Here is a 12,454-nt window from a genome sequence, read left to right on the forward strand (position 1 = left end):
GGCTGTCGTGGAAGCACGACAGGAGCAATCAAGGCCCGCGTCCTGCACGGCGCGGGCCTTTCCCGTGGACGACGGCAGGCGCAAGCGCGACGCTGGACGGTGACACGCCCCGGCCCTGCGCCCCGCGCATCCCTCGGTTGCGGCAAAGCCCCTAGTATTTCAGGGTATTTCAAGGATATTTAACACCTTATACGATAACAGGGGCGACGAGCACACTGATTTCGGATGGGTTTCTTGCCGAGAGCAAGAATTGTCGTGACTGCCAAAGCAACGAGCGGCGACATGAGTGGAGCAACTTCACGCACATGAGCAACGAAGGCGGCAAGGACACGCCCCGGAAGGCGGGTGTTGCGGAAGCGCGCACGTCCCGGGCGTTGCGCCGCAAGCTCCAATGGCTGCTCGCGATCGTCGTTGCCTGCACCGGGGTCCTGGCCACCGAGATCATCGCGGCATCCTACAGCGATTTCGTCGTCGCCCGGCGCAACCTGATCGAAGTCGTGGCCTTTTGCCGCGTGCTTGATGCCGCCAACTACCTGTCGGCCGAACGCGGCCCGTCCAATGGCGTGCTTGGCATCGGCGTTGCGCCCGGCTCGCCGGTCCAGGCCCGCCTGACCGAGTTTCGTGCAAGAAGCGATGCAGCGCTTGCCGAGATCACCGCCGCTATCGACAACGCCAGCCGCACCGAACCGGCCGACGCCCTCTCGCCCATTCTCGTCGAGGTGCGCCGCCGCCTGATGCTCGCGCGCGCAGAGGTCGACCGTATCGCAGCACTCCCGGCCGAACGACGTGACCTTGCCGAAATCCAGGCAACGATCGAAGCCATGTTCGGGGTCGTCGACGCGCTTCGCCCGGCGATCGACTGGAACATTCAACGGCTGACCAACACCGACCCGAACCTCGCTGGCATCGCACTGGCCGCCCAGATGCTCGCCAATCTGCGCGAGGACGGCGGCCGGCTGGCGTCACAGGTCATGGCGCCGGTCGCAGTCGGCAAGCCGCTGATCGCGAAAAACATCGCCGACAGCGAGCGCACGCGCGGTCGGCTGCAGGAAATCTGGTCTGTCGTCGGCAAGCCAGGCGCCTTGCCCGGCCTGAAGCCAGCCAATATCGGCGATCTCGCCCGGATCGACCATGAGTTCTTCGGCGAGGGTTTCGCAATCATCGACAACATCGTCGCCGTCGGCAGGCACTCCGGCGCCTACCCGATGACGGCCGAGCAGCTCACCGACCGTTACGTGCCCAAGATGAAGCCGCTCGAAGAGCTGCGACGCGCCTTCATGGACGCGACCGTCGAGCGGCTCTCCGCCAACAAGACGAGGGCGTCGATCAAGCTCGCGATCGCCAGCCTTGCGACCTTAGCCCTGTTCCTCGTCCTCATCGTCCTCATGCGCCGCGCCCGCTCACTGGTGTTCGAGCCGCTGCTGCTTGCCCGCCACAGCATCATCGAACTTGCCAACGATCGCCCGATCGCGCGCCTTCAGGGCAAGGGCGGCGAAGGCGAGATGGGTCGGCTGTTCGACGCCATCGACGTGCTTCGCCAGCGCCTCGATGAGCGCACGCTCTTGATGCAGCATCTCGAACGGCAGGCGGAAACGGATGAGCTAACCGGCCTGCTCAATCGCCGCGCGCTCGAACTCATCGGCGGTGCCGAGGAGATGGCTGGCAAGGACCAGGATGCCTGTCTGATCCTGATGGACATCGACCATTTCAAGCAGATCAACGACACTCACGGCCACCTGGTCGGTGACATCGTGCTCAAGGAGATCGCCCGCATCATCCGCAATTCGGTGCGCAACTCCGATCTCGTCGCCCGCTTTGGCGGCGAGGAATTCGCCGTCATCACCCCTGGCGACAACATCGAGTCGGCGCTTGCGCTTGCCGAACGCATCAGGGCGAACGTCGCCCGCACCCCCATCGTCCTTGCCGATGGCCAGGAGCTGAACGTGACCGCGAGCTTCGGCGTCGCCGACGGCAGGAGTGTCAATGGCGCCTGGAAGCGCCTGATCGAAAGCGCAGACACGGAACTCTATCGCGCCAAGTCCGAGGGCCGCAACCGCGTCTGCGGTCGACCTGTGGAGGACACGCGCCCGCGCCTTGCAAGGACCGCTTCCGGAAAGATGTAAGCCGGCGTTTCTCCAGCATCGCCCGGTTCTAGGCTGAAACCCGAGCCCGGCTTGCCAGAAAATCAAGCACGACCCGCACGCGGGCAGGTAAAGCCCCGCCCTGGCCATGAAACACGGCGTGGAACGTTTCGGTGTCGCCGGGGTTCAAGTGCTCGGTGAGCGGCAGCAGACGACCGTCACGGATATCCGCCTTGACCATGAACGTTGGAAGCCGGGCGAGGCCAACGCCGGCAAGGGCAAGGAGGCGCAATCCCTCGCCGTCGCTCACTCGCACCCGTTCCGTCGGTGGCATGGATACCTGCTCGCCGTTCGACAGCAGCGGCCATCCGTCAACCGCTCGCTGGTAGCTGTGGCTCAGCCGATTGTGCGCCTCGAGATCCTCGACATCGCCGGGAACGCCGAAGCGTTCAAGGTAGGACGGAGCGCCAACGATCGTCATCGAAGTCGTGCCGAGCTTGCGCGCGATCAGGCCCGAGGTCTTGAGTGGACCGGCGCGCACGGCGATATCGACGCGCTCCTGCATCAGGTCGACGACGGCGTCCGTCTGCAGAATATCGAGTGAAACGGATGGAAATGCCGACAGAAATTCCGGCAGGACCGGCATCAGCACATGGGCCGCGTAGGAGGCACTGAGATTGAGCCGCACCCGTCCCTCCGGCGTTTCGCCGGCACCCGCCAGCCGTTCGGCTTCGTCGATGTCGGCAAGGATGCGCACGGCCCGCTCGTAGAAGGCACAGCCTTCCGCCGTCAGCTGCAGCCGCCGCGTCGACCGATTGACGAGCCGGACGCCAAGCCTCTCCTCCAGCCGCTGGACGAGCTTGCTGACCGCCGATGGCGTCATGCAGCAAAGCCTGGCCGCCGCGGAGAAGCCGCCAAGCTCTACCACCCTGGCAAAAACCGCCATCTCTCCCGACCGGTTCACCGGTAATCGTGACATGTGACTTCAACTCACAAATGATGTTCCTTCATGAGATCTACATCGCAAATGCGGGCAGCACCACCTTCCTCGTAACAGCGAGGCACAAACACCGGGCTCGCTGGAGAAACAGAACCAACGAGGAGCTTGAACGATGGAATACAGACGGCTTGGATCATCAGGACTGAAGGTGTCGGCCTTGAGCTTCGGCGCGGGAACCTTCGGCGGCAAGGGGCCGCTCTTCAGCGCCTGGGGCAACAGCGGCGAAGCCGAGGCGCGACGGCTGATCGACATTTCGCTCGAAGCCGGCGTCAACCTTTTCGACACTGCCGATGTCTATTCGGACGGCGCCTCCGAAACGGTGCTCGGCGCCGCCATCAAGGGGCGACGCGATGCCGTCCTGATCTCCACCAAGATCGCGCTACCGATGGGCGATGGACCGAACGACGCCGGCACCTCGCGCGCGCGCCTTATCAAGGGCGTCGACGATGCTCTCAGACGGCTCGGCACCGACTATATCGACCTCTTGCAACTGCATGCCTTCGACGCCGGTACGCCGGTCGAGGAAGTGCTGTCGACCCTCGACGGCCTCGTTCAGGCCGGCAAGCTGCGCTACGTCGGCGCCTCCAACTTTGCCGGCTGGCAATTGATGAAATCGCTGGCAGCTTCCGACAAGCACGGTCTCGTCCGCCACGTCGCCCACCAGGTCTATTATTCGCTCGTCGGTCGCGACTATGAGTGGGAGTTGATGCCGCTTGCCGCCGACCAGGGCGTCGGCGCACTCGTCTGGAGCCCGCTCGGCTGGGGCCGCCTCACCGGCAAGATCCGGCGCGGCCAGCCCTGGCCTGAAGGCAGCCGCCTGCACGACACGGCTACCTTCGGCCCACCGGTTGACGACGAGAAGCTTTACGATGTCGTCGACGTGCTCGATCAACTCGCGGAAGAAACCGGCAAGACCGTCCCGCAGATCGCCATCAACTGGCTCCTGCAGCGCCCGACGGTGTCGAGCGTGATCATCGGCGCCCGCAACGAGGCGCAGCTGCGCCAGAACCTCGGTGCCGTCGGCTGGTCTTTGTCGCCGGAACAGATTGCCCGGCTGGACGAGGCAAGCAGGACGACGCCCGCCTATCCCTATTTCCCCTATTATCGCCAGGAAGGGTTCGCGCGGATCAACCCGCCGATCGTCTGATCGTCACGAGAGCGCTTTCGCACGCCACACAGCGGCGTGCGAAGGTATTGCGGCGCCTCGATTTTCCCGGCGCGCTTTCGCGCTTGCATTCTCGATTTGCATTGCACAAACTTCATGCCGATGGGGGCGTCAGACCCACCACCAAGGGGATCAAATCCGGCATGTCGATCAAGGCCAGTATCTATCACCTGACCCACTATACCTATGACCGTCCCATAAGGCTGTCGCCGCAGATCATCCGGCTGAAGCCGGCGGCCCATTCCAAGACCAAGGTCATCAGCCACTCGCTGAAGGTTTCGCCCGGCAATCATTTCGTCAATCTGCAGCAGGACCCCTACGGCAACTACCTTGCTCGCTTCGTCTTTCCCGATCCGGTGAGCGAACTGAAGATCGAAGTCGACCTTGTCGCCGACATGACGGTCTACAATCCCTTCGACTTTTTCGTTGAAGAAGAAGCCGAGCACTGGCCGTTTTCCTACCCGGATGATCTCAGCGACGATCTCAGGATCTACATGACGCCGGAGCCGATGGGACCAGCGCTTACCGCCTTCATGGCGACGGTCGACCGCTCCCGCCAACGGACCATCGACATGGTGGTCGGGCTGAACGCCCGCCTGCAGCACGACGTCGGCTACGTCATCCGCATGGAACCGGGCGTCCAGACGCCGGAGGACACGCTGACGTCGGCCCGAGGCTCATGTCGTGACTCGAGCTGGCTGCTTGTCCAGATCCTGCGCAATCTCGGTTTTGCCGCCCGCTTCGTCTCCGGCTATCTCATTCAGCTGACGCCGGATCTTAAAGCCCTCGACGGCCCCTCCGGCACCGACCACGACTTCACCGATCTGCATGCCTGGGCGGAAGTCTATCTGCCCGGCGCCGGCTGGGTCGGGCTCGACCCCACCTCGGGCCTGTTGACCGGCGAGAGCCACATCCCGCTTGCGGCAACCCCGCACTACCGCAACGCAGCCCCCATCTCCGGCGGCTTCTTCGGCGACCCCGACACCCGCACCGACTTTGCCTTCGACATGAAGGTCACGCGCGTGGCCGAGCATCCGCGCATCACCAAGCCGTTTTCCGACGAGAGCTGGGAGGCGCTGAACGCGCTTGGTGGCGAAGTCGACCGGGTGCTTCAGGAAAACGACATCCGGCTGACGATGGGCGGGGAGCCGACCTTCGTTTCGATCGATGACTTCGAGTCCGAAGAATGGAACACCGCCGCGGTTGGACCGACCAAGCGCGAAAAGGCAGACGACCTCATTCGCCGCCTGCGCGAGCGCTTCGCCCCCGGCGGCTTCCTGCACTACGGCCAGGGCAAATGGTATCCGGGCGAGAGCCTGCCGCGCTGGACCTTCTCGCTCTACTGGCGCAAGGACCGCGTGCCGATCTGGCGTCGCCCGGACCTGATTGCCGAGGAAGCCGGCCGCCATGACGTCACCGAAAAGGATGCCGAACGGCTGCTGAAGGCGATCGCCGGCGAACTCAATGTCGCCGCCGACATGGTCGTGCCGGCATTCGAGGACCCGGCCGAATGGTTGCTCAAGGAGGCAAACCTCCCCGACAATGTCGATCCCGCCAACTCGAAACTCAAGGACCCGGAGGAGCGCAGCCGCATGGCGCGCGTCTTCGAGCGCGGCCTGACGTCGCCGACCGGCTACGTGCTGCCGGTCCAGGCCTGGAACGCCCGCGCCACCGGGCGGCAATGGATGAGCGAAAGGTGGAGCACCCGGCGCGGCAAGATCTTCCTGGTACCCGGTGACAGCCCGGTCGGGTACCGGCTGCCACTCGGCGCGCTGCCCTACATCTCCCCGTCCTGGTTTCCCTATATCAACCCGGTCGATCCGACCGTTTCGCGCGACGACCTGCCGGATTTCTCCGAAGACAGCGGCCGGCCACAGCACGCGCGGTTCCAGCCCGCGGAGGTTCCGGAATCGCCTCTCCCCGCACCCCGCGATGAGATCGCCGGCCTGGTGCGCACCGCCATCAGCGTCGAGCCGCGCGACGGCAGGCTCTGCGTCTTCATGCCGCCGACGACGAGCATCGAAGAATATCTCGACCTGATCGCGTCCGCCGAAAGGGCAGCGGCAGCCATCGGCCTGCCGGTGCATATCGAGGGTTACGCCCCGCCGCAGGACGAGCGCATCAATGTCATCCGCGTCGCACCGGACCCGGGCGTGATCGAGGTCAACATTCACCCGGCCGCCCATTGGCAGGACTGTGTCGACATCACGACCGCGATCTACGAGGAGGCGCGCCAGAGCCGCCTCGGTGCCGACAAGTTCATGATCGATGGTCGCCACACCGGCACCGGTGGCGGCAACCACGTGGTCGTCGGTGGCGCCAACCCCAATGACAGCCCGTTCCTGCGCCGCCCGGACCTTCTGAAGAGCATGGTGCTGCACTGGCAACGGCACCCGTCGCTTTCCTACCTGTTCTCCGGTCTCTTCATCGGCCCGACCTCGCAGGCGCCGCGCATCGACGAGGCCCGGCACGACAGTCTCTACGAGCTCGAAATCGCACTTGCCCAGGTGCCGATGCCGGGTTCGGCGACACCGCCGCCGCTGCCCTGGCTCATCGACCGGCTGTTCCGCAACCTGCTCGTCGACGTTACCGGCAACACCCACCGGGCGGAAATCTGCATCGACAAGCTGTTTTCGCCCGATGGTCCGACCGGCCGCCTCGGTCTCGTCGAGTTCCGCGGCTTCGAGATGCCGCCGAACGCCCGCATGTCGCTCGCCCAGCAATTGCTGGTGCGCGCCTTGATCGCCCGATTCTGGAAACACCCTGTTGATGGCCGCTTCGTGCGCTGGGGCACGGCCCTGCATGATCGCTTCATGCTGCCGCATCACGTCTGGCAGGATTTTCTTGAAGTGCTCGCCGATCTCAGGGCCCATGGCTTCGATCTGAAGCCCGAATGGTTCGAGGCCCAGCTCGAGTTCCGTTTCCCCTTCTGCGGCGAGGTCGAATACCAGGGAGCAAAGCTGGAGATCCGCCAGGCGTTGGAACCCTGGCACGTGATGGGCGAACAGGGCGCGATCGGCGGCACCGTACGCTATGTCGACAGTTCGGTCGAACGGCTGCAGGTCAAGCTCGATACCGCCAATCCCGAGCGCTATGCGGTTGCCTGCAACGGTCGGCCGGTACCTCTGACACGCACCGGATCCAACGGGTCAGCGGTCGCCGGCGTGCGCTACAAGGCCTGGCAGCCGGCCTCGGGCCTGCATCCGGTCCTGCCGGTCAACACTCCCCTTACATTCGATATCTATGATACATGGTCGAATCGGGCGATTGGCGGATGCGTCTACCACGTCGCTCATCCGGGTGGGCGCAACTACGACACGTTTCCTGTCAACGGCAACGAGGCGGAGGCACGGCGCCTGGCGCGGTTCGAGCCCTGGGGGCAAACGCCAGGAGGATACCCGCTTCGCCCGGAAAGCCCGTCGATGGAATTCCCGATGACGCTTGATCTCAGGCGTCCGCCAGGAGCGTAAATGGCGAAGAAGCAGATAGCGGCCGCAAATCACCACCGGGCCACCGAAGACGATCCGGTCTTCGGCTACCGCGCGCTTCCAGGCATCGCAGACGAAATGCTCGACCAGGAGGGCAATGTCCGCCCTGTGTGGCAGCGGCTGCTTGCGACATTGGGACGGCTCGACGAAACCGAGCTCGCCAACCGTTTTGCCCGCGCCGACCGCTACCTGCGCGACGCCGGCGTCTTCTACCGCGTCTATGGCGCCAAGGAGAACGCCGAGCGAAGCTGGCCGCTGTCGCACATCCCGGTCCTGATCGACGAGAAGGAATGGGCGACGGTTTCTGAAGGGCTCGTGCAACGCGCCGAACTGCTGGAGAAGGTGGTCGCCGACATCTACGGCGAGAACCGGCTGGTGCGCGAGGGGCTGCTGCCGCCGGCGCTGGTGGCCTCCAATCCGGAATTCCTGCGCCCGCTCGTCGGCGTGAAGCCGGCCGACGGCCATTTCCTGCACTTCGTCTCCTTCGAGATCGGCCGCGGCCCCGACGGCAATTGGTGGGTGCTGTCGGATCGCACCGAGGCGCCGTCCGGCGCCGGCTTCGCGCTCGAGAACCGCGTCGCGACCACGCGTGCCTTCTCCAATCTCTATGCGGAAACCCACGTTCACCGGCTGGCTGGCTTTTTCGGCGAGTTTCGCGAGACGCTCCAGAGCCGCAAGCTGCATCCGGACGACCGCATCGCCGTGCTTTCGCCCGGCATCGCCAACGAGACCTATTTCGAGCACGCCTATATCGCCCGCTATCTCGGCTTCATGCTGCTGGAAGGCGAAGACCTGACGGTCGTCGGCGGCCGGGTGATGGTGCGCACCGTCGCCGGCCTCAAGCCCGTGGGCGTGCTCTGGCGCCGCCTTGATGCCGCCTTCGCCGATCCGCTGGAGCTCAATCAGTCCTCGCATATCGGCACGCCCGGCATCGTCGAGGCGCTCCGGGCCGGTTCCGTCTCGATCGTCAATGCGCTCGGCACCGGCATTGTCGAGACGCGCGCCTTCCTCGCTTTCCTGCCGGCGATCTGTCGCCATCTGCTCGGTGAGGAACAGCATTTGCCTTCGATCGCCACCTGGTGGTGCGGCCAGCAAGCTGAACGTGAGCAGGTCGCCGCCGACCTCGACCGCATGGTCATCGGCCCGGCCTATGCGACACGCCCCTTCTTCGACGACAACGGCCAGTCCGTGCTCGGCGCCTCCCTCGATGAGCCGGCGCGCGCCGCCATTGCCGACTGGCTGGGCGCTGAAGGCGGCAAGCTCGTCGGCCAGGAAGTCGTCACCCTTTCGACCACGCCCGCCTGGGTGCGCGGCCGGCTGACGCCGCGCCCCATGAGCCTGCGCGTCTTTGCCGCCCGCACCCGCGACGGCTGGCAGATCATGCCTGGGGGCTTCGCCCGCATCGGCTCCGGCGACGATGTCGCGGCGATTGCCATGCAGGCCGGCGGCACCGCTGCCGATGTCTGGATCGTCAGCGAGCGCCCGGTCGAGCGCACCACGCTGCTTCCGGCCGAAGAAAGCTTCACCCGCAACATGCCGGGAAGCCTGCCAAGCCGGGCGGCCGACAACCTCTTCTGGCTCGGGCGCTATATCGAGCGCGCCGAAGGGGCGCTGCGCATCCTGCGCGCCTGGCATGGCCGCTTCGCCGAAACCGCCAATCCTGATCTGCCGCTCTTGAAAGACGTCAGTGACTATCTGGCAGCGCTCGACATCGACACCCGACAGGCGGTGCCTGACAGCCTGCTTGCCAACATATCGAGCGCCCTCTTCAGCGCCGGCAACATCCGCGACCGGTTTTCGCCGGACGGCTGGCTGGCGCTCAACGACCTGTCGCTGACGGCGCGCAAGTTCCATGCAACGGTGCAATCCGGCGACGATGCCACGCGGGCGATGACCGTGCTCCTGCGCAAGCTCGCGGGCTTTGCTGGTCTGGTGCACGAAAACATGTACCGCTTCACCGGCTGGCGCTTCCTGTCGATCGGCCGCTACATCGAACGCGGCCTTCACATGACGCGGCTGCTCGGCCACATGTCGGGCCCGGATGCGCCCGACGGTGCCTATGACATGCTGCTCGAAATCGGCGATAGCGTCATGACCCATCGTCGCCGCTACAATGTGAGCACGGCAGCGCTGACCGTCACCGACCTTCTGGCGCTTGACCCGCTGAACCCGCGCTCGGTTCTCTACCAATTGAACGAAATCAAGACCGAGGTGGAATTGTTGCCGAACGCCTTCGTCAACGGGCAGATGTCGCCCTTCTACCGCGAGGCCATGCGCCTGCATTCAAGCCTCGCCGTCATGACGCCGGAGGCAATGAACCTCGGTGTCTACAACCGGCTTGAGCGCGACCTCGAAGGTCTGTCCGATCTGCTGGCACGAACCTATCTTGGCTAGAGCGCGATGGCGATGCTTTACGATATCAGCCTGAAGATCACCTACGACTATGAAGTCCCGGTCTCCGGCGGCCGCCATCTCGTGCGCGTGATGCCGGCAACCCTTCCCGGCCGGCAACGCCTCGTCGTCGGTTCGCTGAGTTGCCAGCCGATGCCAGCCGAGCGCGCCGAAAGTGTCGACTTCTTTGCCAACCCCTTTACCTCGATCCTGTTCCGCTCCTCGCACGGCGATCTGACCATCCGCATGCAGGCGCGGGTCCAGGTCGAACCACAGCTCCTGACCGCCGATTTTTCACCAAGGCTCGAGGGGCTGCCGGGCGAGCTTGCCGCCTGCTGGTCCGTCGGCTGCGAGGCGCCGCACCACTTCACTGGGCCGAGCCCGTTCCTGCCGGAGGTTCCGGCGATTGCCGCCTATGCACGTGACATCGCCACCGATACGATGACCATTCGCCAGATTGCGGTCGCTCTGTGCGAGCGGATCCACGGGGACTTCGTCTATGATGGCGAGGCGACAACGGTGAATACGACGCCCGCCGAGGCCTTCAAGCTGAAGCGCGGCGTCTGCCAGGATTTCACCCATGTGATGATCGTGGCGCTTAGAAGCCTTGGCATTCCCGCCGGCTATGTTAGTGGGTTCTTAAGGACAATTCCGCCACCGGGCAAGGAACGCCTGGAAGGCGCCGACGCCATGCACGCCTGGGTGCGCGTCTGGTGCGGCACAACCGCTGGGTGGCTCGAGCTCGATCCGACCAACAATATTCCCGCCGGCACCGACCATATCGTCGTCGGTCATGGCCGCGATTACGGCGACGTCGCACCGGTGATCGGGGTCCTGAAAAGCTACGGCAGCCAGACAACAAAGCAGGCCGTCGACGTCATTCCGGTATCGTGACCCGAATTGACACAGGCCCGTTCCCGTTTCCGGACAGGGCAAACACCGCGGAACCCGCTGTAACCGCTGGATTTCCTGCATTCCGTTAAAATTGCAGCTATCGCAGGAACGATATCGTAAGGCATCACCCCTATTGTCGCCCCAAGCTTGCAACGTGTTTCCTTTGGGGTGTGCAAAGATGGGAAGACGATCCACGGTAAGCCGGTCCTTCTTGGCTATGTTGAAGGACCGGAGTGGCAATTTCGGTGTGATGGCGGCAGTGGCTACGCCTCTGATCCTGGCAGCCGGAGGTGTCGCGATCGACATGGCCGACATGATGGCGACCAAGACCCGCATGCAGGACGCGGCCGATGCCGCGGCTCTCGCGGCTGCGTCTTCCCTCGTTTCGAAGGATCCACCGACGATCGCCAAGGCCAAGGAGATCGCGGAAGCCTTCCTCAAGGCCCAGTCGGGTAGCAGCACCGTCGACGACCTCGGCGGCGGCGAGAGCGGCACGGGCACGACAGCGTCGGGTGGCGGGCCCATCGCTTCGCCGGAGCTGCCCGAAGTCGACCAGGCAACCGTCGAAATCGAAGAGAGCACCAATGGCCCGACCGGCAAGGCCTACAAGGTCACGGTCCTGAACAAGCAGACGCTGCAGTTCAACGCCATGACGCGCCTGCTCGGCACGAAATCGATCCAGCTTCAGACCCTCGCCACCGCCGAAAGCGCCACCGAGAGCAAGAACGCACTGTCGATGTATCTGGTGCTCGACCGCTCGGGCTCCATGGCCTGGAAGACCAACACGAAGAATACGGCCAAAACATCGTGCCCGAACTATACGGAAGCGAACTGGAGCAAGTATCCCAACCTGGCAGCAACGAGCCCCTGCTACGTGACGAAAGTCGATGCGTTGAAGACCGCTGTCGGTGACTTGCTCAAGCAGTTGAACACCGCTGATCCGAGCACGCTTTATGTTCGAACCGCAGCAATATCCTACAACTCTGCACAGGACACCGCCGGCACCCTCGACTGGGGCACCACCGGAACCTCGACCTATGTGAACAAGCTCGTTGCGACGGGCGGCACCGCATCGGGCAATGCGTTTAAGACAGCCTATGGCCGCGTTACCGCAACGACCGAGGATACGGCTCACAAGGCCAAGAACGGCCAGGTCCCCTCGAAGTACATCGTCTTCATGACCGATGGCGACAACAACAACACCAGCGATGACACGATGACGCTGACCTGGTGCGATACGGCTCGAAAGAACAACGTCACGGTCTACACCGTCGCCTTCATGGCACCTGACCGCGGCAAGGCACTGCTCAAGGCGTGCGCCACGACTGAAGCCAACTACTTCCAGGCGGAAGAAGCAGCCGATCTGATCGCAGCCTTCAAGGCGATCGGCGAGCGGGCTTCGGCAATGGCGACCCGCCTGACGAAGTAAAAAACA

Annotated in this window: 7 protein-coding genes; 6 read left to right on the forward strand and 1 reads right to left on the reverse strand. The window is 64.3% G+C overall.

The window, feature by feature from the left end:
• Window positions 1-305: 305 nt before the first annotated feature.
• On the forward strand, window positions 306-2,123 hold the full coding sequence (locus tag MKZ91_RS25275; RefSeq protein ID WP_336173780.1) for a GGDEF domain-containing protein: 1,818 nt from the start codon (window positions 306-308) through the stop codon (window positions 2,121-2,123).
• Between the two features lie 28 nt (window positions 2,124-2,151).
• Here the strand turns inward: MKZ91_RS25275 and MKZ91_RS25280 are convergent, their stop codons facing one another.
• Window positions 2,152-3,060, reverse strand: coding sequence for a LysR family transcriptional regulator (locus MKZ91_RS25280; protein ID WP_336173781.1), 909 nt, complete (start codon window positions 3,058-3,060; stop codon window positions 2,152-2,154).
• Window positions 3,061-3,193: 133 nt separating this feature from the next.
• Between MKZ91_RS25280 and MKZ91_RS25285 the strand changes: the two genes are divergently transcribed.
• The 5 genes from MKZ91_RS25285 to MKZ91_RS25305 all read left to right on the forward strand — a co-directional run bounded on the left by MKZ91_RS25285 (window position 3,194) and on the right by MKZ91_RS25305 (window position 12,448).
• Entirely contained in the window at window positions 3,194-4,228 is a 1,035-nt protein-coding gene (locus MKZ91_RS25285; protein WP_336173782.1) for an aldo/keto reductase, read from the forward strand.
• Window positions 4,229-4,389: 161 nt separating this feature from the next.
• The gene (locus tag MKZ91_RS25290; RefSeq protein ID WP_336173783.1) at window positions 4,390-7,716 is read left to right on the forward strand and encodes a transglutaminase family protein; all 3,327 of its coding nucleotides are present in this window, start codon (window positions 4,390-4,392) and stop codon (window positions 7,714-7,716) included.
• Complete coding sequence (locus MKZ91_RS25295) at window positions 7,717-10,128, forward strand: circularly permuted type 2 ATP-grasp protein (protein WP_336173784.1); 2,412 nt, start codon at window positions 7,717-7,719, stop codon at window positions 10,126-10,128. It abuts the gene before it with no gap.
• 12 nt (window positions 10,129-10,140) lie between these two features.
• Entirely contained in the window at window positions 10,141-11,019 is an 879-nt protein-coding gene (locus MKZ91_RS25300) for a transglutaminase family protein (protein ID WP_336173856.1), read from the forward strand.
• 178 nt (window positions 11,020-11,197) lie between these two features.
• Window positions 11,198-12,448 carry a TadE/TadG family type IV pilus assembly protein gene (locus MKZ91_RS25305; protein WP_336173785.1) on the forward strand — a complete coding sequence of 417 codons (1,251 nt, stop codon included), beginning with the start codon at window positions 11,198-11,200 and terminating at the stop codon, window positions 12,446-12,448.
• Window positions 12,449-12,454 lie beyond the last annotated feature (6 nt).

It is taken from the genome of Ensifer sp. MJa1, from assembly GCF_037026475.1.
GTDB lineage: Bacteria > Pseudomonadota > Alphaproteobacteria > Rhizobiales > Rhizobiaceae > Ensifer.